We start from the raw sequence: 24,726 nt of genomic DNA on the forward strand, positions 1-24,726 counted from the left end.
CCCCCCCCCCCCCCCCCCCCCCCCCCCCCCCCCTCTTCTGCGTGCGCTCAGCTGCAGGTGTAGGTGACGCCATCGACCTGCCAGACGCCCGGGCCGAGTTCGGCGCACATCGAGAACAGGTTCGCGAACACCGTCACGAGCAGCACGATGCCGATGATCCACAGGATCGTGATCACCGCACCGACGATGATGCCCGCGATCGCGAGCCCCTTCGAAGCCCCGGCCTTGCCGAGCTTGACGGCGGCGACGATGCTGAGGATGAGACCGAGCGGGGCGACCACGAAAGCGAGGACGAGTCCGGCGATCGCGAGTCCGTTCCCTGCAGGCGCGGGCGGCGGGGTCGTATAGCCGGGGCCGGCGACCGGGTATGCGGCCGGGTTCGTGGGAGGGTCCGCAGCCGGGGCCGCGCCGTCCCATGCCGGCGGGGTGTACTGCGAGTCTCCGGGCGGTGGAGGGTTCGTCATGGTCGCTCCGATCTGCGTGGGCGGTCGCTGGGGTCTCCGCGTTCGTAGCCGAGCGTACTGAGGGACGCGCCGCGTGCGCCATCCCTCGACCGAGGCCTTCCGCATGTCCGCGCCGCGGCGTACCGTGCCGGTATGTGCCGCAACATCGTCCCTCTGAACAACCTCGAGCCCGCCGCCACAGACCACGAGTGTCGTGATGCCGCGTTGCAGTTCGTGCGCAAGATCGCCGGGACCACCACACCGTCCCGGGTGAACCAGGTTGTTTTCGATCGTGCCGTCGAAGAGATCGCGCGCGCCACCAGAGCGCTCCTCGATGACCTGACGACTACTGCGCCGCGCAAGAATCGTGAGGATGAGGCGACCAAACGCCGTGCGCGATCGGCGGAGCGGTACGAGGCGATCCGTGTGTTCCAGGAGGAGAAGCGGGCTGCGCGCACCGCATCGTGACGCGACCGGATGCCCGGGGGATCGAGTCGCATCCGGTGACGACTCGGTATGCCAGTATTTAGGGATACCCGCTCGATTTTCCTCGGGCTCCTGACGCGAAGGGCGTCGCGAGCCGCTTGCCGGAGCATGACCGGCAGGGAACCTCCCCATTGAGAGCTGCAGATATGCCTCAGGATGCACCCCGCGTCCTGGTCGTCGACGACGACCCTGACGTCGCCCTGCTCGTCAAGACCGTGCTCGAGAGGCGGGCCGGCTGCGAAGTCGTGGTCGCCGAGGACGGCCTCGCAGCGGTCGAACGCCTCGCACTCTTCACTCCGGACGTCGTCGTCACCGACATCGAGATGCCCGGTCTCGACGGACTCGAGCTCCTCGCGGAACTCCGCCGGAAGGATCCGCTCGTGCCGGTCATCGTGATGACCGCGCACGTCTCGGTCGAATACGCCGTCTCGGCCTTGCGAGCGCAGGCGGACGAGTTCCTGACCAAGCCGCTCGACAACGCGCGACTGGTCGAGGCCGTCGCACGGCTCGCGGCCGAGGGGCGCGCCCGACGCGAGGCGAACCGCTCGCGGGAGGTGGTTCTCGCGATCGGTGCTCACCCCGACGACGTCGAGATCGGCGTCGGCGGCATCCTCGCCGCTCACGCACGCGCAGGCGACTCGATCACGGTGCTGACTCTCTCTCGCGGCTCACGCGGAGGAGACGCCGAGAGTCGTCAGCACGAGTCGCTGGCATCCGCCGACATGCTGGGCGCCCGGCTCTTCCTGAAGGACCTCGTCGACACGGAGATCTCCGGCGGCGGCGCGACGGTGCGTCTGATCGAGGAAGTCGTGCAGGAGGTGCGACCGACGATCGTCTACACGCACTCCAGTCATGACCGCCACCAGGACCACCGGGCTGTGAGCGAGGCGACGATCGCCGCCACCAGGCGGGTGGGCACCGTTGCCTGCTATCAGAGTCCTTCGTCGACGATCGACTTCCGGCCGACGCGCTTCGTCCGCATCGACCAGGACCTCCCTCAGAAACTCCGGCTGCTCGAGTGCTTCGCCTCGCAGACCGCGATGCGGGACTACCTCGAGCCCGACTTCGTGACCGCCACCGCCCGATACTGGTCGCGTTTCGGCGGGGGAGCGGCCGTGGAGCCGCTCGAGGTCGTGCGCGAGACTGCCGAGTTCATCGGCGCCCACGAACTCGCACGGCGGGAGAGCTGATGTCTGCACGCGTACTGGTGACCGGCGCGGGAGGTCCCGCCGGAGTCGCCGTGATCCGCTCCCTCCTGCGTCGCTCCGACCTCGAGGTCTTCGCCGCCGACATGGACGGCTGGGCGAGCGGCATCTACTTGGTGCCCCCGACGCATCGTCGTCTCGTGCCGCCCGGTCGAGACGAGGACTTCGTGCCGGCGATCTCGCGGATGGTGGCCGAGGACCGGCTCGACCTCGTGATCTCGACCGTCGACGTCGAGCTGATCGCGCTGGCCGGACGCCGCGACGAGCTCGCGCCCGCCGTGCTCGCAGCGCCGTCCCAGGACACGCTCTCGGTGGCGCTCGACAAGCTGCTGCTCGCCGAACGCTGCGAGTCCACCGGTCGCACTCCGCGCACGGTGCTCGCCGGGGCTGACGCGGCCGCCGTCGACTGGGAGTTCCCGGTCTTCGCCAAGCCCCGTCAGGGCGCGGGCAGCCGGGGCGTCCGCATGGTGCCCGATCGCGCGGCGCTCGAATCGCTGCCGCTGGATGAAGGACTCATCGTCCAGGACTACCTTCCGGGCGAGGAATACTCGGTCGACGTGATCGCGGATGCCGCTGGAACCGTAGTCGCCGCCGTACCCCGCACCCGCGCCAGAGTCGACTCGGGTGTGGCGATCGCCGGCCGTACCGTGCACGACCCTGAGCTCGAAGAGACCGCCGCTGCCATCGCGCGGGCCATCGGTCTCGTCGGCGTCGCCAACGTGCAGCTCCGCCGTGACCGCGAGGGGCGGGCCGTGCTGCTCGAGGTCAACCCGCGGTTTCCCGGAGCGCTTCCACTCACCATCGCGGCGGGGGTGGACATCCCCTCGCTCGTCGCGGACCTGTTCCTCGGGCGCGACATCCCCACGAACATCCTGTTCCGCGAGGTCGCCTCCGTGCGCTTCCTCGAAGACATCACCGTCGAGGTCGACGAGGTGCTCGTGTCCGCGCACGCCGGGCATCAGGAGGAGCTGTGACCCACGCCCTGCTGCGAGGCGATCACCACGTCCACTCGACGTTCTCGGACGATGCCGTCTCGACGCTCGCCGAGAACGTCACGGCCGCATCCGTCGCGGGTCTTGAGACGCTCCGCCTCGTCGATCACGTCCGCAGCACCACCACATGGGTGCCCGAGTACCTCAGCGCGGCGCGCGACCTGCGCGTTCCCGAGGGGCTCACGGTCCTGACCGGCGTGGAGGCGAAGATCCTGGATGCCTCGGGCGCGCTCGACATCCCCGTGCTGCCCGCGGGGATCGATCGCATCCTGATCGCCGACCACCAGTTCCCGGGCGTCGAGGGGCCGCTCAGCCCGAGTGCCGTGCGCGAGCGGATCGCCGCCGGCTGGGGCTCGGAGGATGCGCTCGACCAGCTGGTGTCGGCGCTGATCGCCGCCATGCGCCGCCACCCGGGCAACCAGCTGGCGCACTGCTTCTCCCTCCTCCCGAAGATCGGGCTGGCCGAAGGCGACCTCGGCGCGGAACGGATCGCCGCCTGGGCGAAGGCCGCCGCAGAGACCGACACGATGGTCGAGGTGAACGAGAAGTGGGGGTGTCCAGGCATCCCCCTGCTCGATGCCCTGCGTGATGCGGGAGCCGAGCTCGTCGCCTCCACCGACAGCCACGTGGCGTCCGAGGTGGGGCGCTATTCACGCGTCGCCGAGCTCCTGGGCGAGCGGGAGGCGCAGCGCTGATGCCGGAGCTCACCTGGGTCGAGACCGTCGTGGTCGTCATCCTGCTGATCTGCGTGTTCGTCGGCACGCTTCCCGTCGTCAACACGGGCCTGCAGTTCCTCGTGCTGCCCCTGCACGCGTTCCGCAATCACTACGGCAAGGCCGCTCCGTATCACCCTCGCATCGCCGTGCTGATTCCCGCCTGGAACGAGGGCCTGGTGCTCGGCCAGGCGATCGACCGACTGACGCAACTGGAGTATCCGGCGGATCGACTCCGGATCTTCGTGATCGATGACGCGTCGACCGACGACACCCCCGCGGTCGTGGCGGCAAAGGCCCAGGCGTACCCCGGTCGCGTCGTGCATCTGCGCCGCGACCAGGGCGGCCAGGGCAAGGCGCACACGCTGAACCACGGTCTCGAGATCGTCCTCGCGGATGAGTGGACCGAGGCCGTGCTGATCATGGACGCCGACGTCATCTTCGCGCGCGACTCGCTGCGCAAAATGAGCAGGCACCTCGCCGACGAGAAGGTCGGGGCGGTCACCGCGTACATCGCCGAGGGCAGCCGAGACCGCAACTATCTGACGCGCTTCATCGCGATCGAGTACGTGATCGGCCAGCTCTCGGCGCGCCGGACCCAGAACGTGGGCGGCGCGATCGCCTGCCTCGCCGGCGGTGCGCAGCTGCACTCGCGCGCGAACCTCGAGGCGATCGGCGGTCGAATCCCGACCGGCACGCTCGCCGAGGACACCATGACGACGTTCGAAGGGCAGCTCGCCGGCCGGCGCATGGTCTTCGAGCCGCACGCGGTCGTTCTCGCCGAGGAGCCCCGTACGATCGACAGCCTCTGGAAGCAGCGACTGCGGTGGGCGCGAGGCAACGTGCAACTGACGTCGATCTATCGCACGCTGTGGTTCCGCCCCAGCCGGGTGCACAATCTGGGGAGCTTCTCGTTCGGGCTCGCGTGGTTCACGATCCTGCTCCTCCCGGCCTTCATGATCCTCGCGGCATCCGCCCTCCTCGTGCTGCTGGTCCTGCACAGCGACATCGCCGAGTTCGTGTTCCGCTTCATGTGGATCGCGGCCGCCTGCATCTACCTCTTCTCGATGCTCTACGCGGTGCAGCTGGATCCGCGGATCGGGCGTCAGTCGTGGCGTGAAGCGCTGATGTTCCCGGGGCTCGGTGCATTGATCCTGATGGCCATAGCCCTCTTCCCCTGGCTGTTCGACGCGGGGCTGAGCGAACTCGGACTCGCGGTCACAGACCAGACCCGATTCACGTGGGCGGTTATCTTCTACCTCTGGGGCCCGATCTCGATGCTCGGCATCTGGCTCGCGCGCACCGTCGAGCCGCTCCCCGGCGGACGGTTCTTCGCCGGGCTGCTCCTGTACGTGTGCGGATACGGCTCGCTGCTCTGCGCCATCACCGTCGATTCGTACATCAAGGAATGGCGTCACGCCGACGCCGCATGGATCAAGACCGAGAAGATCGGACGGGTCGACTCATGACCGAAGCACCTTCGCGCAGCGCCGAGGAGGAGGAGATCGCGACGGATGCCCGTCGCGAGAAGCGCCTCATCCCGCAGGCGCTCCTCGCCCTCGGCATCGTCGTCGTGATCGTCATCGTGCGAGAGCTGTTCCTGCGATGAGCGCGCGGCCGCTGGCCCTCGTCGTCGAGGACAGCGCTGATCAGATGGATCTCCTGCAGCGGTATCTCGACCGTGAGGGATTCGATGTGTTCGCGGCGATGGACGCGGAGACCGCGATCGCCGCCTTCGCGGGGATGAACCCGGTTGTCGCGGTGATCGACCTCCTGCTGCCGGGCATCACCGGCGAGGAGTGCGCCCGCCAGGTGCGTGACAGGTTTCCCGACTGTTTCCTGATCGTGAGTTCGGTGCTCGACGTGGCCGACTACCCTGAGGCTGACGGGGCACTGCCCAAGCCGATCGTCGGAGCAGACCTGCGCAGACTCCTCCGCGGGGTGCCGCGATGACGACGAGCACGGTGATGCAGGCGTCGATGGAACGCGGGTGGCGCCGCTACTTCGACAATCCGACGCCGTTGATGAAACAGGGGCCGACAGCGATAGCCGTCGGCGTAGCCGCGCTCCTGATGTGGGCGATTCCGGGGGTGCCCGTCACCGACGCGATCGTCGCGATCACCGGCATCCTCGCGGTCGCCGCTGTCACGGCGCTGGCCGGCGTCCTCTCCGCTCGCGGGGTGTACGACGGCTGGGTCGTGATGCTGATCCCCATCGTCAGCATCCTGGGAATCGGCGCGCTGCGTGCAGGCACCGGCGGAGCGACGTCGCTGTTCTCCTCGCTCGTCCTCCTGCCCGTGATCTGGATCGCGGCAGCTCCCGGTCGCAGGCAGGTCTTCATCGTCGGGATCTTCACCTCGATCGCGCTGTTGATGCCGAACATCATCGATCCGCCCGAGGATTCTGCCGCCTGGCTGCGCGGCATCATCGGCCCGCTCGTGTTCGCGACGGTGGGCGCGATCGTCAACGAGCTGTCCAGACTGCAGCGATTGCGCACGTCGCAGGCCGAGGCTCTCGTCGCCGAGCGGACCGCCGCACTCGTCGCGAACCAGGCGATGCTCGAGAAACTCAGCGCCAGTGAGCAGCAGTACCGCGGCCTGTCGGAGTCGTTCACGAGCCTGTGGAACTCGATCACCGGGCAGGCGGTCATCGCCACCGACAATTGCGGCACGATCAGCGCCTGGAACCCCGGCGCTGTGCGTCTGCTGGGCATGCCCGTTCGCGAGGCACTCGCCGAGGTGCGAGTCGACAGGTTCTTCGAGCCGACGGTGCTCGCGCAGTTCGCCCCGCAGGGTGCGGAGCGCACCGAGGACGGACTGCACCCCGGACTGCGGGCGCTGTTCGACGAGGCCGACTCGGGGCTGTCGGTCGACTCCCACATCGACGTCACGACGGTCGGCGGATCCTCCGTGCCCGCGCGTATGACGGTGTCGCCGTACCAGGACTCGGACGGCTCCAGACACGGCTACCTGCTCGTGATCACCGACGAGACCAGGGCAGTCGAGGTCGCGCGCATGAAGGACGAGTTCGTCGGCATGATCTCGCATGAGCTCCGCACACCGCTGAGCGCGATCATCGGATTCCTCGATCTGCTGCAGAACGACCCTGCCCAGCCGCTCACGACCGATCAGCAGGAGTTCGTCGGGATCATCGAGCGCAACGCGCAGAGACTGCTCAATCTCGTGGGCGACCTGCTCTTCACCGCTCAGGTCGAGTCCGGCAGGTTCCCGCTCGAGCGCCGAGAGGCCGACGTCGTCGAGCTCGTGCGCAATGCCGTGGAGTCCGCCGGACCCCACGCACAGCGCGAAGGGATCGAGATCGTCGCCGAGGTGCCGACCGCTCCTGTGCGTCTGTCGATCGACGCGGGGCGGATCGGTCAGGCGCTCGACAACCTCCTCTCGAACGCGATCAAGTTCACGGGCTCCGGCGGGCGGGTCACGGCGAGCGTGCGGATGCTCGACGGAGCGGTCGAGCTCGCGGTCAGGGACACCGGCGTCGGGATCCCCGAAGACGAGCAGGGAATGCTGTTCACACGTTTCTTCCGCGCATCGACGGCGACGCAGAACGCGGTCCCCGGGGTGGGGCTCGGGCTCACGATCACCCGGGCGATCATGCTCGCCCACGGCGGATCCATGGACGTGACGAGCAAGGAGGGCGTCGGCACCGAGTTCCGGATGCTCCTTCCCGCCGCCCCTCGCACGGAGGCCATCCAGGTCGTCCGGTAGGTGCGATCGATCACCGGCCCGCTTCCTGATAGCCTGGTCGGCTCGCCATGCGGGCGGAAGGACGGCCACGCACGGTGGGATATATCGATGTAGCTGGGGTCTCGCTGACCCTCCCCGACGGCAGGCCGCTGTTGGACGAAGCGACGTTCCGCGTCGGTTCCGGTTCGACGAGCGCTCTGATCGGACCGAACGGTGCGGGCAAGACGACGTTGCTCCGGATCATCCGCGGCGATCAGGCGGCGGACTCCGGTGTCGTCACGATCGACGGCGGCCTCGGAGTCATGGATCAGTTCGTCGGACACGGCGAAGCAGGCCAGACCGTTCAGGAGTTGCTCGTGCGCGTCGCGCCTCGACGGATCCGGCAGGCGGCGGAAGCGCTCGAAGCAGCCGAGAACGCGCTGATCGAGCGAGATGAGCACGACACCCAGATGGCGTATGCGACGGCGATCGCGGAGTATGCAGACGCCGGCGGATACGAGCACGAGACGATCTGGGACCAGTGCACGGTGGCAGCTCTCGGAGTGCCCTACGACCGAGCGCGCTTCCGTGAGCTGATCACGCTCTCGGGAGGTGAGCAGAAGAGGCTCGCGCTCGAGGCGCTGCTGCGCGGCCCCGACGAGGTGCTGCTTCTCGACGAGCCCGACAACTACCTCGACGTGCCGACCAAGCGCTGGCTCGAGGAGCAACTGCGGCAGACCCCGAAGACCGTGCTTCTCGTGTCGCACGACCGCGAGCTCCTCGCACGCGCGGTCGACCGGCTCGTGACTCTCGAACCGGGAGGCGCCGGGGCGTCTGCGTGGGTGCACGGCGGTGGCTTCGCGACGTATCACCAGGCGCGCAGCGACCGGATGGACCGTCTCGACGAGCTGCGTCGGCGGTGGGACGAGCAGCACGAGAAACTGCGCATCCTGGTCGCGAACCTCAAGGTGAAGGCCTCGGCGAACGACGGTTTCGCCTCGAGATACCAGGCGGCCCAGACCCGTCTCCGCAAGTTCGAAGAGGCGGGGCCGCCGGAGGAGCGACCACCCGCCCAGGAGTTCGACATGCGCCTGCGCGGTTCGCGCACCGGCAAGCGCGCGGTCGTCGCGGAGCAGTTAGAGCTCACCGGGCTGATGCGGCCCTTCGACGCCGAGGTCTGGTACGGCGATCGCGTCGCCGTGCTGGGCTCCAACGGCTCGGGCAAGTCGCACTTCCTCCGCCTGCTGGCGCGAGGAGGAAGCGACCCGGACTCGACCCTCGGCCACGTGACCTCGACGGGGGAGCAGCTCTCCGAGGTGGCGCACTCCGGCCGAGCGGTCCTCGGTGCGCGGGTGGTTCCCGGTCTCTTCGCGCAGACGCACGCGCACCCGGAGTTCGTGGGGCGCACGCTGCTCGAGATCCTGCACCGAGGTGACGAACGACGAGCGGGGATGCCGCGGGATGCCGCGAGCTCGGCGCTCGACCGCTATGGGCTCGTGCGTCAGGCGCAGCAGACCTTCGAATCGCTGTCGGGAGGGCAGCAGGCGCGGTTCCAGGTGCTGCTTCTCGAGCTGTCCGGCGCGACTCTGCTTCTGCTCGACGAGCCGACCGACAACCTCGACATCGAGTCGGCGGAGGCGCTGGAAGACGCGCTGGCGCGCTTCGAGGGCACCGTGCTCGCGGTCACGCACGACCGCTGGTTCGCACGGTCGTTCGAACGGTTCCTCGTGTTCGGCTCGGACGGGGAGGTGTACGAGGCAGGCGCCCCCGTGTGGGACGAGCGCCGCGTCGCGCGTTCCCGCTGAGCCCGACAGCTCAGGGCAGGCGGAAGGGCTCGGCCGCAAGTGCGGTCGGGTCGAGCGCGAGGTCGGCGAGGGTAGCCCCGACTCCCGGTGCGAACTTGAACCCGTGCCCCGAGAAGCCCGCGCCCACCACGAGCCGTCCGCGTCGATCGAGCACGAAGGCGCTGTCGTCCGTCGAGGTGTATGTGCAGCTGATCGGGACGGCGGATGCCGGGTCGAGGCCGGGCATCCACTCGCGCACGTAGTCGGCCAGCGCATCGGCGTGGGTCGTCACGTGCGGGCGCGCATCGGGGTCGACGACATCGCCGACCCGGTGGAACCCGACCTTGACGCCCTCGCCCGGAGTCGGCATCCCGTACACCGTCGCCGGATAGCGGTCGGGGTCGACGTAGTGGTTGAACGACGGCCAGGCCGATCCGTCGACGGGTCGGAAGTGGGCGGGCGTCTCCTCGGTGACCTCGAGTCGGGGAAGTCGGATGCCGGGGAGCATCCTCTCGGTCCACGCGCCCACCGTGACGACGGCGATCTCGGCCTGGATCCGCTCGTCGGCGAGCACGAGTTCGACACCGGCATCCGTCTCGTCGATCCGCGCGACCGGGGTCTCCCAGCGCACCTCGCCTCCCGCGTCGACGATGCGTCGCTCGAGTTCCCGCAGGGCGGCGGATGCTCGGGCCACCCCCGCGTCTCGGGAGAACAGCACCGGATCGGCGAATCGCATGCCCTGCCAGCGAGCCGACGCCTCGGAGGGGGACAGGATCTCGGCGTGGATGCCCCGCTCATGGAGGCGGTGCTCGACCGAGGACACATCGAGATCGCCGTGCGTGACCAGACCGTGCAGGCGTAACAGAGGCTCGCCGTCGACCAGGCCGAGGGCGTCCCAGCCGTTCCGCGCGCGGACGAGTAGATCGAGGTAGTGCTCCTCGTCGTAGGCGTTGTTGAAGTTGCGCGTCGCCCCGTGCGAGGCTCCTTCGCGATGCCCGCGCGCGAAGCGCTCGAACACCACCGGTCGATGACCGCGTCTGGTCAGCTCCCACGCGGTGGCGAGTCCCATCACGCCGCCTCCGACGACGGCGATCTCCGCGGCATCCACCGACATACTGCCTCCTGGCCTCCCTCCCAGTGTCCCAGCCGTCGGCACCTCCGCGTGCGCCCGGTAGGCTTACGTGGTGACCATGGAGATCGAGCTCGGCCGAGGCAAGCGCGCGCGACGCGCGTACACGTTCGACGACATCGCGGTGGTGCCGTCGAGGCGCACGCGCAACCCTGAGGATGTGTCGACCGCCTGGACGATCGACGCCTTCGGCTTCGGCATCCCGGTGCTGGGCGCCCCGATGGACTCCGTCGTGAGTCCGCAGACGGCGATCATGCTGGGGCAGCTCGGCGGCCTGGGTGTGCTCGACCTCGAGGGTCTCTGGACCCGGTACGAGAACCCCGAGCCGCTGCTCGCCGAGATCGCCGGCCTCGACGAGGGCCAGGCGACGGTGCGGATGCAGGAGCTCTACGCCGAGCCGATCAAGCCAGCCCTCATCACGCAGCGCCTCGCCGAGATCCGCGAGGCCGGTGTGACCGTCGCCGGCTCCCTGACCCCGCAGCGCACGCAGGAGTTCTACGACACCGTCGCCGCTGCAGGCGTCGATCTGTTCGTCATCCGCGGCACGACGGTCTCGGCCGAGCACGTGTCGAGCGTCGACGAGCCGCTGAACCTGAAGAAGTTCATCTACGACCTCGACGTGCCTGTGATCGTCGGCGGCGCAGCCACCTACACGGCCGCACTGCACCTGATGCGCACGGGCGCTGCCGGCGTGCTCGTCGGCTTCGGCGGGGGAGCGGCATCGACCACCCGCGCCACCCTCGGCATCCACGCGCCGATGGCCACGGCCGTCTCCGACGTCGCGGCCGCTCGTCGCGACTACCTCGACGAGTCGGGCGGACGCTACGTGCACGTGATCGCCGACGGCGGGGTCGGCACGTCCGGCGACATCGTCAAGGCGCTCGCGATGGGAGCGGATGCCGTCATGCTCGGTGTCGCGCTCGCTCGCGCCACCGACGCACCCGGCCGCGGATTCCACTGGGGCCCCGAGGCGCACCACCCGAAGCTCCCGCGCGGTCGCCGCGTCGAGGTCGGCGGCATCGGCACCCTGGAGGAGATCCTCTACGGTCCCGCACCCGTCGCCGACGGCACGGCGAACCTGATCGGTGCGCTCCGCAAGTCGATGGCCACCACCGGATACTCCGACCTCAAGGAGTTCCAGCGGGTCGAGGTCGTCCTCGCACCCTACGAGGCCTGAGGCTCCGCTCGTCACCGTGACTTCACCCGCACTGTTCCCGCCGACCCTTCGTGAGGTCATGCTCCGGGGACGCTGGATCGGGATGCTCGTGCTGTGCCTGGTCATCGCCGGCGTTTTCGCCTGGCTCGGTCAGTGGCAGCTGGAGCGCGCGATCGAGACCGACCCTCCGCCCGCCGGAGCGACCGAGGAGGTGCGTCCGCTGACCGATGTGGTCGAGCCGGGCGTCTACCTGCCCGAGCCGCTCGTCGGTCAGAAGGTCGAGACGTCGGGCACCTGGGTTCCGGATGACTTCCTCGTGGTGTCGAGCCGTTTCAACGACGATGTCGAGGGCTTCTGGGTCACCGGTCAGCTGCGGGTCGCCGATCGCACCTCGATCGCCGTGGCGATCGGCTGGACGGCCGACCGTGGCATCGCCGACGACGCTGTCGAGAAGCTGAACGCGGGCGAGGCGGAAGCCTCGATCACCGGACGCCTCATCTCGGATGAAGGCCCAGCGGTGCCGCCCAAGGACGACCCGCAGCGCATGGACAAGATGTCCACCGCCGCGCTGCTGAGCCACTGGCACGACATCGATCAGCTCGACGTCTATCGGCCGTACCTCGCTTCGCAGACGGCTGCGGCCGGCCTGTCGGACATCTCCTCGCCTGCGCCCGAGGAGATGTCGCCGGTGAACTGGCTCAACGTCTTCTACGCGGTCGAGTGGGCGATCTTCGCGGGCTTCGCGTTCTACCTCTGGTACCGACTCGCGAAGGATGCTTGGGAGCGCGAGGTCGAGGAGTTCGAAGACGCCGTGGCGGGCGAGTCGGTCTGATCCCGACGCGCGTCTGCGCGCGGCCACATGCGCATCCGAGCGCGCACGCACGCAATATTCCACCTTCGTCAGGGGTCGTTTCCGACGTTCGGTGAGGGCTTGGTTACCAATCGGAAAACTCCGTTGAGGTTGTCCGAGGGCCTCCGTATGCTCGCTCACATGTGCGTCAGCTGAGAGCGCGCAGCCACGGTTTCACGAGAGCCGTCGCCAGACGATACCCGAGGAGACAACACAGATGATGTCCGCTCCCGACGCCGTGAACCGCGAGGTTCCGGGGTCAGATCGCAGAAGTCGGGGGCGTCTCGGCGTCCTCGCCGCCACCTGCGTCGCAGCTCTCGGCGCCAGCGCCCTGATCGCAGCGCCCGCATCCGCCGATGTCGCAGGGACGGGGGTGGTCATCAACGAGGCGTACCTCTCCGGAGGCAGCGCAGGCGCGGCGTTCACGAACAAATTCGTCGAGCTCTACAACCCGACCGCGGCACCCGTCACTCTCGACGGACTCTCGCTGCAGTACCGATCGGCGACGGGTACGGGCGCCTCCAACGGCGTCGCGCCGCTGACCGGAGTCATCCCGGCAGGCGGCCATTACCTCGTGCAGGCCGGCAGCAACGGGGCCAACGGCGCCGCTCTGCCGACGGCCGACGCGGTGAGCACCCTCAACCCGAGCGGCACCAACGGCACGCTCGCCCTCGTGAACGGCACCGCGGCGGTCACGCTGACCCCCGGCTCGGTCACGGGTGTCGGCGGGGTCATCGACGTACTCGGCTACGGCACCTCGAACACGTTCGAGACCGCGGCGGCAACGCCGCCCACCGGCAACACCGACGTCAAGTCGCTCAACCGCACCGACGGCAAGGACACCGACGACAACAAGGCGGACTTCAGCCTCTCGGCGACGATCACTCCTCAGAACACCGGCACGGTACCCGACCCCGACCCGGAGCCCGAGCCCGACCCGACCGCGGTCTCCATCGCCGAGGTGCAGGGCACGACCGACGTCTCGCCGCTGAACGGTCAGACCGTCACGGTCGAAGGCGTGGTCACGGCCGACCACCGCACCGGCGGCTACAAGGGCATCGTCATCCAGACCCAGGGATCCGGCGGCGAGACCGACGCGACGCCCGGTGCGTCCGACGGCGTCTTCGTCTTCCTCAACGCGCTGGCTCCGACTCTCGAGATCGGCGACCTCGTCTCGGTCACGGGCTCGGTCAGCGAGTACTTCGGACAGACGCAGATCAACCCCGCGGCTCTGTCCGGCATCTCCGTGGTGCAGGCGGGCGCAGGGGTTCCCGCGCTCACGCCGCTTCCCGACTCGGTCGAGGGAGCGGACCGCGAGCAGTACGAGAACATGTACGTCGCACCCGCCGGCACGTACCGCGTCGCATCGAGCCACCAGCTCTACAACTTCGGTTCGCTGTGGCTGAACGCCGGAGCCGATCTGAACGTGAAGAGCACCGAGCTCGTGCGTCCGGGAGCGGAGGCCACGGCGATCGCCGCGGCGAACCGCGCCAACCGGATCCTCCTCGACGACGGCTGGTCGATCCAGGTCACGAACAGCGGTCACCCGAACGATCAGCCCTACTTCACGAAGGACCTCGTCGTCCGTAACGGCGACACCGTCGACTTCAGCGAAAACGGATACGTGCTGCAGTACGGCTTCGACGACTGGCGTCTGCAGCCGGTCGTGCCGATCGACAGCACCTCGTCCGACGACCTGAAGGTGGGCTTCGCGGCGACGAACCCGCGCAGCGAGTCTGCACCGACAGTGGACGGCGACGTGCAGGTCGCGTCGTTCAACGTCTTCAACTACTTCACGACGCTCAAGAGTGAGAACTCTAACGCTCGGGGCGCGGCGAACGCGGCTCAGTTCGAGATCCAGAAGTCCAAGATCGTCGCGGCGATCAACGGACTCGACGCCGAGATCGTCTCCCTCATGGAGATCGAGAACTCGATCAAGCTCGGCGGCTCGCTCGACGAGGCGCTGGCCGATCTGGTCGACGGACTCAACGACGCGCTGGGCAGCGAGGAGTGGGACTACGTCCGGACCCCCGACGAGCTGAACGATTCGGCGACGACCGACTTCATCACCAGCGCGATCATCTACAAGAAGGATGCCGTCGAGACGGTGGGCGACAGCCTGACCGTGACCGACGAGACCGTGTGGGGCAACGCCCGCGAGCCGATCGCCCAGGCGTTCGACATCGACGGCCGCGTCGTCACGGTCGTGGCGAACCACTTCAAGTCGAAGTCGGCGCCCGAGGGCGGTGGCGCGGAGCCAGCCGACGGCCAGGGCTTCTTCAACGCCGATCGCGTGAAACAGGCGAACTCGCTCAAGGGCTTCACCGAGCAGATCGAGCAGACGACCGGCAGCAGCGACATCCTGCTGATCGGTGACTTCAACGCATACGCCAAGGAAGACCCGATCGAGGTCTTCACGACGGCGGGCTGGAGCGATGTCGCTCGCGAGAAGGCCCCCGACCAGCACACCTACACGTTCGACGGCGAGCTCGGCTCGCTCGACCACGTGCTGGCGTCCCCGTCGCTGGCCGCATCGATCACGGGTGCCGGTGTGTGGAGCATCAACTCTCCGGAGTGGAGCGACCGCGGCTACGCGTTCGGCGCCACCGAGGCGGGTACGCCGTTCCGCTCGAGTGACCACGACCCGATCATCGTCGGCGTCTCGTCGGAGATTCCGCCGGTGAGCATCGACATCGTCACGATGAACGACTTCCACGGCCGGATCGAGGCCGACGGCGCTGCCGCAGGCGCGGCGGTCGTCGCCGGAGCAGTGCAGCAGTTCCGCTCTGAGAACCCGAACACGATCTTCGCCGGTGTCGGCGACCTGATCGGCGCGTCGACGTTCACCTCGTTCATCAACGACGACAACCCCACGATCGACGCGCTCAACGCTGCCGGTCTCGACGTCAGCGCGGCAGGAAACCACGAGTTCGATCAGGGCTGGGAGGACCTGCGCGACCGCGTGCAGGACCGCGCGGACTGGGAGTACATCTCGTCGAACGTGTTCGTGACCGAGACCGGCGAGCCCGCGCTGGCCCCGGCCTGGGTCAAGGAACTCGACGGCGTGCGCGTCGGCTTCGTCGGCGCGGTGACCGAGGACCTCGACTCGCTGGTGTCCCCTGAGGGCATCGCGGACCTCGAGGTGCGCAGCATCGTCGACTCGGTGAACGCCGTCGCCGACGATCTTCGTGACGGTGACGCATCCAACGGCGAGGCGGATGTCGTCATCCTCCTCGTCCACGAGGGTGCGTCCAGCGCCGAACTGTCGAGCATCACTCCGGAATCGCCCCTGGGCGAGATCGTCTACGGGGTCGATGAGGACGTCGATGCGATCGTGTCGGCGCACACGCACCTCGCGTACAACCACGTCATCGACGGGCGTCCGGTCATCTCGGCCGGTCAGTACGGCGAGAACCTGGGTCTCATGAACCTGCAGGTCGATCCGAAGACCAAGGATCTGATCTCGATCACCAACGAGATCAAGCCGCTCACGGCCGCAGGTCAGCCGCTCTACCCGGCGGTTCCGGAGGTGGCTGACATCGTCGCGAAGGCGAAGGCCGACGCAGACGTTCTCGGTGCGGTGAAGGTCGGAGACATCACCGCCGACTTCAACCGCGCTCGCCAGACGAACGGGTCGGAGAACCGCGGTGGCGAGTCCACCATCGGCAACTTCGTGGCCGACGTGCAGAAATGGTCCACCGACGCGGACATCGCGCTGATGAACCCGGGCGGCATCCGCGCCAACCTCACGTACGCCTCGTCGAACGCGACCGACCCGAACGGCAACGTCACCTACCGCGAGGCGGCGACGGTGCAGCCCTTCGCCAACACGCTGGTGACGCTGACCCTCACCGGTGCGCAGCTGAAGGGCGTTCTCGAGGAGCAGTGGCAGCCGGCAGGCTCCGCTCGTCCGTTCCTCAAGCTCGGCGTCTCGGAAGGGCTCGTCTACACGTACGACCCCGCCGCAGCGCAGGGCTCGCGGGTCACGTCGATCACTCTCAACGGGACCGCGATCGATCCGGCGGCGAACTACACGGTCGCAGCCAACTCGTTCCTCGCCGCGGGTGGAGACAACTTCTTCACCTTCAAGGAGGGGACAGGCAAGCGCGACACCGGGAAGATCGATCTTCAGTCCATGGTCGACTGGTTCGACGCCAACAAGACCGCGACCCCCGACCTCGCACAGCGTGCCGTGGGTGTCTCGGTCAGCGCGCCGGATGCCGACGGTTACAGCGCCGGCGACCAGGTGACGGTCGCATTCTCGTCGCTGGCGTTCAGTGCGGGGGAGCAGGCGCCCGGTGAGGTGACTCTGTCGCTCGGCGGCACGCAGCTCGCCGCAGGGGCCGTCGATCCGACGATCGTCGACACCACCGACGAGGCGGGGCGCGCGTCGCTCAGCTTCACCGTTCCCACGGGCGTCTTCGGAGAGCAGCTGCTCACCGTCGCCGTCGCAGGTACCGGCACCACGGTGCAGGTGCCGTTCACGATCGCGGGTGAGGAGCCGGCGGAGTTCGCGGGTTCGATCGACCTCGGGTCCTCGAAGGTGACCGCAGGCAAGAAGCTGACGATCACCGGTGAGGGCTACGAGCCCGGCGAGACCGTGACGGTCGAGCTGCGATCCAAGAAGGGTGCGGCCACCGAGGTCGGCACTGTTCAGGTCACGGCGGACGGCACCTTCTCGACCGCGGTCACCGTACCGAAGAGCACGCAGCCGGGCAAGTACACGGTCGCGGTCGCTCAGGCCGACGGAGACGAGGCCACGGCCACCGTCACCGTGAACCGCGCAGGCGGGATCGGCGGCATCATCGGTGGCATCCTCGACTGGCTGTGGGACCTCCTGAATGGGTGGTTCTGACGCCCTCGGGCGTGTGACGCAGGCATGACAGAGGCGAAGGCCGTCGGGAACTCTCCCGGCGGCCTTCGACGTGCGTGCGAGCGGTCCGACCCGGTCAGGCGGTGATGACCTCGACCTCGGCCTGCGCGAGAGCGGCCCCGAAAGCGGATTCCGGGGGAGTGTCCGTGACCAGGTAGTCGGCCCGGTCGAGCGTGGTCACCTGGGCGAACAGTCGCCGGCCGAACTTCGAGGAGTCGGCGAGGATGGCGGTGCGATCGGCGCGCTGGATCATCTCGGCCATCATGTTCGCATCCCCCATGTTCGACGTCGAGAAGCCGGCCTCGTCGATCGCTCCGACGGCGATCATCGCCAGATCGCAGCGGATGTCGACCTCGGGTCCGCCCGGGGTCATCGTGAACGTGACGGGCCCGGTGGTGGCCTGGGTGATAGCCCGCACCGCGCCACCGAACACATAGAGATCGCGGAAGGCGGAGGGGGAGATCTCGGCAGGGATCCGCAGGTTGTTCGTCGCGATCGTGAGGTCGCGGTGGTTCCGCAGGGCACGGGCGAGAGCCAGGGTCGTGGTCCCGGCGTTGAGCATGACGACGGCCCCGTCGTCGATCAGGCCCGCCGCGAGGCGCGCGATCTTCTCCTTCTCCTCGGTCTGCAGCCGAAGGCGGACGTCGAGTGCGCGGTCCTTGAGCTGCCCCTCGGCGCTGACCGCTCCGCCGTGCGTGCGGATGACGACGCCTTCACGATCGAGCTGGTCGAGATCGCGGCGGATCGTGTCGATGGAGACGTGAAAGTGCTCGGCGAGACCGCCGACAGTCACCTCTCCCACCTGCTCGACGTAGGAGGCGAGATCCGCCTTCCGACCCGCCGGGAGGCGGCGCTTGGGCGACGGTGCAGTTGCTTCCATGCACACATCTCTAGCACAGAGAAGCGAGAAAGTCGGCAGAGTCCAGCAGAAAACTGCAGATCGAATGCGGCGGCGATGTGCCGTGCAGTGCCCGCCGTGGCAGAGATGTGGCGGCGAGGTCTGTGATTACATCCATCGAATAGTGCAAAGAAGTGCTTGACGTTCTTGCAAATGGCGGCATAATATTGCTCAAAACCGCATGAACAAGCATTGAAGCGCGTGTGCGGCACGATCTCGAAGAGGAGAAGTGATGATCACAGTGGGGCGAGGGCGACGCATTCTGAAGCTCGCCGGCGCAGCGACAGCAGCCGTGACGGTCCTGGCAGTGGCAGGGTGCGCGGCAGGCGACAGCGGAACGGATGGAGGAGACGGCGGAGACGTCACCATCGAGTTCGCACAGTGGTGGGAGCCCGAGCTCCCCGACGGTGAGTTCCGGGCGCTCATCGACGAGTTCGAAGACGCCAACCCGGGCATCACGGTCAAGCTCGTGAGCGGGCCGTACGCATCGACCAAGGAGCAGCTGTTCGCAGGGGCGGCATCCGGCACCATGCCGGACGTCGTCGGACTCGACGGCGCGTGGGTCAACGACTTCGCCTCGCAGGGCGTCATCGCAGACCTGACCGCCCTGATGAAGGAGAACGACTACGACGACAGCGAACTGGCGAGCCAGATCCAGGTCGACGGCAGCACCTACATGATCCCGGTCGTGAACTTCGTCTACCCGATGTTCACGAACGACACCCTGCTGGCCGACGCGGGCGTCTCAGCCCCGCCCACCACCCGCACGGAGTTCGCGGATGCCGCATCGAAGGTCTCGGCCCTCGGCGGCGACGTCTCGGGCTGGGTGCTCCCGCTCTCCCTCGAAGCGCCGAACGGCGTGCAGAACGACGTCATGTCATGGGTGTGGGCGTCGGGCGGATCGATGTTGAAAGACGGTCAGCCGGATCTGACCAACGGCGACGTCACGTCGGCGGTCGAGTTCATCGGCGGCATGTGGGATGACGGCTCGATCGCCTCCGGTTCCTTCACCATGAAGGAGCAGGACAAGGTCGAGGAGTTCACCAACGGTCGCGTCGGCATGATGATCGACTCGCTCGCGCACATCAACCTGATCCGTGAGACGAACCCCGACCTGACCTTCTCGATCTCGGCGCTCCCTGCCGAGGACGGCTACGACGGCGAGCGGGGCATCCCCTACGCATCCTGGGGCATCGGCGTTGCTGAGAACTCGGAGCACAAGGACGCCGCGTTCAAGCTGGTCGAGTTCCTGATGAGCGAGCAGACCAACTCCGAGCTCTCGACGATGGCGAATGCCTTCCCCGGCAACTCGAAGTCGGTTCCCGGATTCGTCGAGGACGACGAGCTGTTCGCCGAGGCGTTCGAGATCTACCAGGCGGGATACCCGGCGAACGAATTCACCGGACTCCCCGTTGCGGAGGATCTGATGCGTCAGCTCGGTGAGCAGCTGCAGTCGGCCTTCGATGGTCAGCAGTCGATCGACGACGCGCTCAAGAAGGCGCAGGAGAGCTGGAAAGCGGAGTTCTGATCTCCCGCTTCCCGAATGAACGGGGTGCCGTATCGCGACCGATGCGATGCGGCACCCGACCAACCAAGGAGCCATGCTTCCCATGAGTCTGAGAACATCCGACGACACCGAGGTGATCGTCACCGGGGTCTCGATGTCGCGTCGTCGGCGGCAGCTGCGCAAGACCACCGAGTCGTACGCCTTCCTCTCGCCGACGATCATCCTGCTCTTCGTCCTCATGATCGTGCCGATCGTCATGGTGATCGGCTACTCGTTCCAGGACAACGTGATCCTGAACAAATCGCCCGAGTTCGTCGGGATCGGCAACTACGTCGAGATCCTGTCGGACCCGCGCTTCTGGAAGGCCACCGGCAACACGATCCTCTTCACGGTGACCAGCGTGGTCGCGCACCTGGTGCTCGGACTCGCCTTCGCGATGATGCTGAACAGTCCGCTGCTCGGCCGCTTCTCGCGTTCCTTCTTCCGCGCGCTCTACGTGCTGCCGTGGCTCTTCACGGTCGCCGTCATCGCCGTGCTGTGGCGCATGCTCCTCGCCCCGAACGGCGTCGTGAACTTCCTGCTCAACACCGACATCGAATGGCTCGCCTCGCCGCAGCTCGCGCTCGGGACGATCATCTTCATCAACATCTGGGCCGGTTACCCCTTCTTCATGGTGAGCCTGCTGGCGGGTCTCCAGGGCATCCCGAACGAGCTGAACGAGGCCGCGACCGTCGACGGCGCGGGTGCGGTGCAGCGGTTCTGGAACGTCACCGTCCCGCAGCTGCGGCCGATCATCGTCAGCCTCGTCCTGCTCGATCTCATCTGGACCTCTCAGCAGTTCGCCCTCATCTGGATGACCACCGGCGGCGGACCGATCGACGTGACCGAGGTCCTCAGCACCTTCACCTACAAGCTCGCCTTCGCCAAGTACGACTTCTCGCTCGCCGCGACCTCCGCCGTGCTGGTCCTGCTCATGTCGATGGTGCTCGCCGTCTTCTACGTCCGTCACCAGAAAGCGAGGGACTGATCGTGGCTCTCACCGTTCAGAACCAGCGTCGCGTCGCCAAGACCGGCGTGATGATCGGACTCATCCTCGGTGCCGTGTTCGCCGCGGGGCCGGTGCTCTGGATGCTCTCGAGCTCGTTCAAGTCGAACACCCAGATCTTCGAGCTGCCGCCTCGGCTTCTCACCGACACGTTCTCGTTCGACGCGTACATCGCGATCTTCACGAACCCCGAGACGATGCGGTTCTTCCTGAACAGCTACGTCGTCGCCGGCTCCGTCACGATCCTGACGCTCCTCGTCGCGATCCAGGCGGCATACGCGTTCAGCCGCTTCGACTTCCGGGGCAAGCGCATCCTGAACGTCGTGATCGTCAGCGTGCAGGCCGTTCCGCCGATCACCCTGCTGATCCCGTACTTCGGGCTGATGGTGGCGCTCGGGCTGTACAACTCGTACCTCGGGCTGATCCTCACCTACATGGTGTTCACGCTGCCCTACGCGATCATCATGATGACCGGCTACTTCAACACCCTGCCGAAAGAGCTCGACGAGGCCGTGCGTGTGGACGGTGCAGGATCGATGACCGCCCTGTGGCGCATCCTGGTGCCGATCTCGATCCCCGGCATCGTGTCCGTCGGCATCTACACCTTCATGATCGCGTGGAACGAATACCTCTTCGCGCTGACGCTCACCCGCACGATCGACATGCGCACGGTGCCCATCGGCATCCAGCTGCTCATGGGCCAGCACTCGTACGAGTGGAACCAGATCATGGCGATGAGCGTGCTCGGATCCATCCCCGTGCTCATCCTCTTCCTCTTCTTCCAGCGGTACTTCATCAGCGGTCTCACGGCGGGGTCCGTGAAGAGCTGACGTCGTGCCGACGGATCACCGACCACCACGAAACAGGAGAATCAAGTGCTCTACACCGGCAAATCCATCCTCGATGTCGCCAATGAGAACAACTTCGCCATCCCGGCTTTCAACATCAGCGACTGGGCGATGTTCAACGGGATCATGGACATCAGTGAAGAGAAGGCCGCTCCGGTCATCATCGCCATCCACCCCGATGAGGTGTCTCACATCACGACCGACCTGATCGCGGCGATGCACTCCCGTGCACACCGTTCGAGCGTGCCCGTCGCGATCCACTGGGACCACGGCGGAAGCTACGAGCAGATCATCACGGCCATCAAAGCGGGTTTCACCTCGGTCATGATCGATGCCTCGCTGCTGCCGTTCGACGAGAACGTCGCGCTGACCCGCAAGGTGGTCGACGCGGCTCACGCGGTGGGCATCCAGGTCGAGGGCGAGCTGGGCACGATCGGTGCGAACGACAGCTACGGCGAGTCCGGTGCGGCGGAGATCATCTACACGAACCCCGCTGACGCGGTGCGCTTCGTCGAGGAGACCGGGGTCGACAGCCTCGCGATCGCGATCGGCACCTCGCACGGCCTCTACCCGAGCGACAAGAACCCCGAGCTGCGTCACGACCTGCTCGAGGAGATCAAGGCCGCGATCGGGATTCCGCTCGTGCTGCACGGCGGATCGTCCAACCCGGACACCGAGCTGCGTCGCGCGGTCGACCTGGGCATCAACAAGATCAACATCTCGAGCGACATCAAGGTCTCATACCACAACCGCATGCGCGAGATCCTCGGCACCGATCAGCGTCTGCGCGAGCCCAACGCGATCCAGCCGGCGGCACTCGAAGCCATGAAGGTGACGGCTGCTGAGAAGATCGACCTGTTCGGCGCAGACGGCAAGGCATCGCTGTACTGACACTGCGGACTCGGGAGGATGATCGGCGACGTGGACAGAACGCTCGTACTCGGACTCGGCGGCACCGTCGACTACGAGCTCATGTGGGACTCATCGGTGTTCGACAGGCTGGCGCTCGCGCACGGCGTGCGGCGCCACGAGCTCACGACCACGGCGCCGATCACCGACGAGCGCTCGCTGCTGGTGGCGGTGCTGGCTTTCGTCGCCTCGGGCACCGGGGCGGAGCGATTCGTCGCCTCGTCCGAGGTGATCGAGGACTTCGTGTCGCACTTCGAGTACGCGATCACGCTCGGCGGCACCGGTGTGCGGGCGGGGCTCGTGCTCGACGCCCTCGGCATTCCGAGCGTGCAGCACCTGGTGAGCATCGACGACAACGTGCGCCGGCTGCTGCCCGAGTCGATCTCGTACATCTGCTCGGCGACCGAGGACACCCTCGACCCGCACCTGATCGTGCAGTACCCGGTCGGCGCGCACGTGCGCCTCACCGACGGAGAGGTGCTGTCACCCGCGCCCAACCGGCTGATCTTCGCGAACGACCCGCCGAACCGACGCATGCTGCTCTCGGAGGATCTGCCGACGACCCTGACCGACGCCGGCGTCTTCCTCGTCTCGGGCTTCAACACGATGCAGGATCACGACCTGCTCGAGCAGCGGCTCATCGAGGTGCAGCGGGCGATGTCGAGCCTGCCTGGCGACGCTCTCGTCTACTACGAGGACGCGGGTTTCTACACGCGAGGTTTCGCCGAGACCGTGCGAGCCCGGTTGCTGCCGCAGATCGACGTCTACGGCATGAACGAGGACGAGCTGCAGGAGTATCTCGGTCGGTCCGTGAACCTGCTCGACAAGTCCGACGTCATCCTGGCCCTGCGTGAGGCGCACATGATCATCCCGGCTCGCGCGCTCGTGGTGCACACGCGTTACTGGGCCATCGGCGTCGGACCGGATGCCGCTCGGCACCGTGCTGCCCTCGACAGTGCCGTCGTCGTCGCCGCCACCCGCTATCGCGTCGGTGACGGCGTGACGTCGGACGACGTCGAGCACACGTCGTCGATGCCCAGACACGGGGGAGGGGAGGCGCTCGTCTCTGCCATCGAGGCGGCGCTGCCGGACGCCGTGGGCGTCGCGGCATTCTCGCTCGACGTCCCCACCCCGACCACCGTCGGACTCGGAGACACGTTCGTCGGTGGCTTCCTCGCGGGGGCCGTGCGATCGGAGGAGACCGTATGAATCCCATCCTGCTGCCGTCGAACCGGCCCGCCGAGCGCTTCTACCGAGGTGGTGCACGCATCAGCGCCTTCCGCGGCGAAGACGGCGTCGCTCCTCGGGAACCCGAGGACTGGATCGGCTCGACGACCACGGTCAACGGCGAGCCCGAGCTCGGCCTCACCACGCTCGCGGACGGACGGGTGCTGCGTGACGCGATCGAGCGGGACCCTGCCGCCTGGCTGGGAGACGACCACGTCGCACGGTGGGGTGCGGACACCCGCCTGCTGGTGAAGCTTCTGGATGCCGGGCAGCGGCTGCCCGTGCACGCGCACCCGCACGACGACTTCGCGGCGACGCATCTCGGCCGCGCGCACGGCAAGGCGGAGGCCTGGTACATCCTGCAGGGCGGCACTGTGCACGTCGGCCTGCGGCAGGACGTCGAGGCAGCCGATCTGGCCGCTCTCGTCGAGCGACAGGACGCGACGACGCTGCTCGGTCTGCTGCATGAGATCGAGGTCGCCGCGGGAGATGTGGTCTGGGTGCCGCCGGGCGAGCTGCACGCGATCGGCGCCGGCGTGCTGCTGCTCGAGCTGCAGCAGCCGGAAGACCTGTCGATCCTTCTCGAGTGGGGAGACTTCGCGATCGACGGGGCGGCGGTCGGCCATCTCGGTCTCGGCTTCGACCTCGCGCTCGCCGCGGTGAACACGCGCGCACGATCGGCCGCCGACCTCGCCGAACTCATCTCCGCCGCCCCCGAGTCCGGTTCAGCCTTCCCCGAGTCCGCTGACGAGTACTTCAGACTCGAGCGGGTTCGTGTGCGTGGAGCAGCGACCGTCGATCAGGGCTTCTCGATCGTGATCGTGAACGACGGCGAGGTCGAGATCGGGGCGCAGCGACTCCGCAGCGGCTCGACCCTGCTCGTGCCCCACGCGGCCGGAGCGCTCGCGGCGACAGGCACGGGTGAACTGCTCGTGGCGCGTCCACCCGCACCCTGACGCCGGATTCGACGCGTAACGC

Annotated in this window: 21 protein-coding genes; 18 read left to right on the forward strand and 3 right to left on the reverse strand. The window is 67.6% G+C overall.

Annotated features, from left to right (window positions below; translation table 11 throughout):
- Window positions 1-47: 47 nt before the first annotated feature.
- Window positions 48-464 carry a DUF4190 domain-containing protein gene (locus RQG77_RS00005; RefSeq protein ID WP_311242863.1) on the reverse strand — a complete coding sequence of 139 codons (417 nt, stop codon included), beginning with the start codon at window positions 462-464 and terminating at the stop codon, window positions 48-50.
- A gap of 132 nt (window positions 465-596) precedes the next feature.
- Here RQG77_RS00005 and RQG77_RS00010 point away from each other — a divergent pair, with 132 nt between their 5' ends.
- From RQG77_RS00010 to RQG77_RS00050, 9 genes are all read left to right on the forward strand, one after another.
- A complete protein-coding gene (locus RQG77_RS00010) occupies window positions 597-911 on the forward strand; it encodes a DUF2277 domain-containing protein (protein WP_311242864.1) in 315 nt (104 codons plus the stop codon).
- 164 nt (window positions 912-1,075) lie between these two features.
- Window positions 1,076-2,119: a response regulator gene (locus tag RQG77_RS00015; protein WP_311242865.1), complete on the forward strand. Its 1,044-nt coding sequence runs from the start codon at window positions 1,076-1,078 to the stop codon at window positions 2,117-2,119.
- The gene (locus RQG77_RS00020; RefSeq protein ID WP_311242866.1) at window positions 2,119-3,108 is read left to right on the forward strand and encodes an ATP-grasp domain-containing protein; all 990 of its coding nucleotides are present in this window, start codon (window positions 2,119-2,121) and stop codon (window positions 3,106-3,108) included. The genes RQG77_RS00015 and RQG77_RS00020 overlap by 1 nt, the downstream gene beginning before the upstream one ends.
- Window positions 3,105-3,821: a PHP domain-containing protein gene (locus tag RQG77_RS00025; protein WP_311242867.1), complete on the forward strand. Its 717-nt coding sequence runs from the start codon at window positions 3,105-3,107 to the stop codon at window positions 3,819-3,821. Before RQG77_RS00020 ends, RQG77_RS00025 begins: the two co-directional genes overlap by 4 nt.
- Entirely contained in the window at window positions 3,821-5,308 is a 1,488-nt protein-coding gene (locus RQG77_RS00030) for a glycosyltransferase (RefSeq protein ID WP_311242868.1), read from the forward strand. The genes RQG77_RS00025 and RQG77_RS00030 overlap by 1 nt, the downstream gene beginning before the upstream one ends.
- Window positions 5,305-5,448 (forward strand): hypothetical protein, encoded by a 144-nt coding sequence (locus RQG77_RS00035; protein ID WP_164481739.1) that lies wholly within the window; start codon window positions 5,305-5,307, stop codon window positions 5,446-5,448. Before RQG77_RS00030 ends, RQG77_RS00035 begins: the two co-directional genes overlap by 4 nt.
- Window positions 5,445-5,792, forward strand: a complete 348-nt coding sequence (locus RQG77_RS00040; RefSeq protein WP_311242869.1) for a response regulator — start codon at window positions 5,445-5,447, stop codon at window positions 5,790-5,792. Before RQG77_RS00035 ends, RQG77_RS00040 begins: the two co-directional genes overlap by 4 nt.
- Window positions 5,789-7,564: an ATP-binding protein gene (locus tag RQG77_RS00045; protein WP_311242870.1), complete on the forward strand. Its 1,776-nt coding sequence runs from the start codon at window positions 5,789-5,791 to the stop codon at window positions 7,562-7,564. The genes RQG77_RS00040 and RQG77_RS00045 overlap by 4 nt, the downstream gene beginning before the upstream one ends.
- Window positions 7,565-7,638: 74 nt before the next feature.
- Window positions 7,639-9,327, forward strand: coding sequence for an ATP-binding cassette domain-containing protein (locus RQG77_RS00050; RefSeq protein ID WP_311242871.1), 1,689 nt, complete (start codon window positions 7,639-7,641; stop codon window positions 9,325-9,327).
- A gap of 10 nt (window positions 9,328-9,337) precedes the next feature.
- Here RQG77_RS00050 and RQG77_RS00055 read toward each other — a convergent pair whose 3' ends face one another.
- Window positions 9,338-10,420, reverse strand: a complete 1,083-nt coding sequence (locus RQG77_RS00055; RefSeq protein WP_311242872.1) for an FAD-dependent oxidoreductase — start codon at window positions 10,418-10,420, stop codon at window positions 9,338-9,340.
- 76 nt (window positions 10,421-10,496) lie between these two features.
- On the opposite strand from RQG77_RS00055, the gene RQG77_RS00060 reads away from it, so the two are divergent.
- From RQG77_RS00060 to RQG77_RS00070, 3 genes are all read left to right on the forward strand, one after another.
- Window positions 10,497-11,612, forward strand: a complete 1,116-nt coding sequence (locus RQG77_RS00060) for a GuaB3 family IMP dehydrogenase-related protein (RefSeq protein ID WP_056309199.1) — start codon at window positions 10,497-10,499, stop codon at window positions 11,610-11,612.
- 58 nt (window positions 11,613-11,670) lie between these two features.
- On the forward strand, window positions 11,671-12,423 hold the full coding sequence (locus tag RQG77_RS00065) for an SURF1 family cytochrome oxidase biogenesis protein (RefSeq protein WP_311243449.1): 753 nt from the start codon (window positions 11,671-11,673) through the stop codon (window positions 12,421-12,423).
- Between the two features lie 235 nt (window positions 12,424-12,658).
- Window positions 12,659-17,296, forward strand: a complete 4,638-nt coding sequence (locus RQG77_RS00070; protein WP_311242873.1) for an ExeM/NucH family extracellular endonuclease — start codon at window positions 12,659-12,661, stop codon at window positions 17,294-17,296.
- Between the two features lie 94 nt (window positions 17,297-17,390).
- Here RQG77_RS00070 and RQG77_RS00075 read toward each other — a convergent pair whose 3' ends face one another.
- A complete protein-coding gene (locus RQG77_RS00075) occupies window positions 17,391-18,194 on the reverse strand; it encodes a DeoR/GlpR family DNA-binding transcription regulator (protein ID WP_056508369.1) in 804 nt (267 codons plus the stop codon).
- Window positions 18,195-18,444: 250 nt separating this feature from the next.
- On the opposite strand from RQG77_RS00075, the gene RQG77_RS00080 reads away from it, so the two are divergent.
- The 6 genes from RQG77_RS00080 to RQG77_RS00105 all read left to right on the forward strand — a co-directional run bounded on the left by RQG77_RS00080 (window position 18,445) and on the right by RQG77_RS00105 (window position 24,704).
- The gene (locus RQG77_RS00080) at window positions 18,445-19,740 is read left to right on the forward strand and encodes a sugar ABC transporter substrate-binding protein (protein WP_311242874.1); all 1,296 of its coding nucleotides are present in this window, start codon (window positions 18,445-18,447) and stop codon (window positions 19,738-19,740) included.
- Window positions 19,741-19,822: 82 nt separating this feature from the next.
- The gene (locus tag RQG77_RS00085) at window positions 19,823-20,746 is read left to right on the forward strand and encodes a carbohydrate ABC transporter permease (RefSeq protein WP_056510066.1); all 924 of its coding nucleotides are present in this window, start codon (window positions 19,823-19,825) and stop codon (window positions 20,744-20,746) included.
- 2 nt (window positions 20,747-20,748) lie between these two features.
- Window positions 20,749-21,594: a carbohydrate ABC transporter permease gene (locus RQG77_RS00090; protein ID WP_311242875.1), complete on the forward strand. Its 846-nt coding sequence runs from the start codon at window positions 20,749-20,751 to the stop codon at window positions 21,592-21,594.
- Window positions 21,595-21,639: 45 nt separating this feature from the next.
- Window positions 21,640-22,503: a ketose-bisphosphate aldolase gene (locus tag RQG77_RS00095; RefSeq protein ID WP_311242876.1), complete on the forward strand. Its 864-nt coding sequence runs from the start codon at window positions 21,640-21,642 to the stop codon at window positions 22,501-22,503.
- 30 nt (window positions 22,504-22,533) lie between these two features.
- Window positions 22,534-23,730, forward strand: a complete 1,197-nt coding sequence (locus RQG77_RS00100; RefSeq protein WP_311242877.1) for an ADP-dependent glucokinase/phosphofructokinase — start codon at window positions 22,534-22,536, stop codon at window positions 23,728-23,730.
- A complete protein-coding gene (locus tag RQG77_RS00105; RefSeq protein ID WP_311242878.1) occupies window positions 23,727-24,704 on the forward strand; it encodes a carbohydrate kinase in 978 nt (325 codons plus the stop codon). Before RQG77_RS00100 ends, RQG77_RS00105 begins: the two co-directional genes overlap by 4 nt.
- Window positions 24,705-24,726: the final 22 nt, after the last annotated feature.

Source organism: Microbacterium sp. WCS2018Hpa-23, assembly GCF_031843845.1.
GTDB lineage: Bacteria > Actinomycetota > Actinomycetes > Actinomycetales > Microbacteriaceae > Microbacterium.

Excerpts from the sequence above, each read along its gene's own strand:
- RQG77_RS00005 (WP_311242863.1), bottom strand. The coding sequence starts at position 464 with ATGACGAACCCTCCACCGCCCGGAGACTCGCAGTACACCCCGCCGGCA.
- RQG77_RS00010 (WP_311242864.1), top strand. The coding sequence starts at position 597 with ATGTGCCGCAACATCGTCCCTCTGAACAACCTCGAGCCCGCCGCCACA.
- RQG77_RS00015 (WP_311242865.1), top strand. The coding sequence starts at position 1,076 with ATGCCTCAGGATGCACCCCGCGTCCTGGTCGTCGACGACGACCCTGAC.
- RQG77_RS00020 (WP_311242866.1), top strand. The coding sequence starts at position 2,119 with ATGTCTGCACGCGTACTGGTGACCGGCGCGGGAGGTCCCGCCGGAGTC.
- RQG77_RS00030 (WP_311242868.1), top strand. The coding sequence starts at position 3,821 with ATGCCGGAGCTCACCTGGGTCGAGACCGTCGTGGTCGTCATCCTGCTG.
- RQG77_RS00035 (WP_164481739.1), top strand. The coding sequence starts at position 5,305 with ATGACCGAAGCACCTTCGCGCAGCGCCGAGGAGGAGGAGATCGCGACG.
- RQG77_RS00040 (WP_311242869.1), top strand. The coding sequence starts at position 5,445 with ATGAGCGCGCGGCCGCTGGCCCTCGTCGTCGAGGACAGCGCTGATCAG.
- RQG77_RS00045 (WP_311242870.1), top strand. The coding sequence starts at position 5,789 with ATGACGACGAGCACGGTGATGCAGGCGTCGATGGAACGCGGGTGGCGC.
- RQG77_RS00055 (WP_311242872.1), bottom strand. The coding sequence starts at position 10,420 with ATGTCGGTGGATGCCGCGGAGATCGCCGTCGTCGGAGGCGGCGTGATG.
- RQG77_RS00060 (WP_056309199.1), top strand. The coding sequence starts at position 10,497 with ATGGAGATCGAGCTCGGCCGAGGCAAGCGCGCGCGACGCGCGTACACG.
- RQG77_RS00065 (WP_311243449.1), top strand. The coding sequence starts at position 11,671 with ATGCTCCGGGGACGCTGGATCGGGATGCTCGTGCTGTGCCTGGTCATC.
- RQG77_RS00070 (WP_311242873.1), top strand. The coding sequence starts at position 12,659 with ATGATGTCCGCTCCCGACGCCGTGAACCGCGAGGTTCCGGGGTCAGAT.
- RQG77_RS00075 (WP_056508369.1), bottom strand. The coding sequence starts at position 18,194 with ATGGAAGCAACTGCACCGTCGCCCAAGCGCCGCCTCCCGGCGGGTCGG.
- RQG77_RS00080 (WP_311242874.1), top strand. The coding sequence starts at position 18,445 with ATGATCACAGTGGGGCGAGGGCGACGCATTCTGAAGCTCGCCGGCGCA.
- RQG77_RS00085 (WP_056510066.1), top strand. The coding sequence starts at position 19,823 with ATGAGTCTGAGAACATCCGACGACACCGAGGTGATCGTCACCGGGGTC.
- RQG77_RS00105 (WP_311242878.1), top strand. The coding sequence starts at position 23,727 with ATGAATCCCATCCTGCTGCCGTCGAACCGGCCCGCCGAGCGCTTCTAC.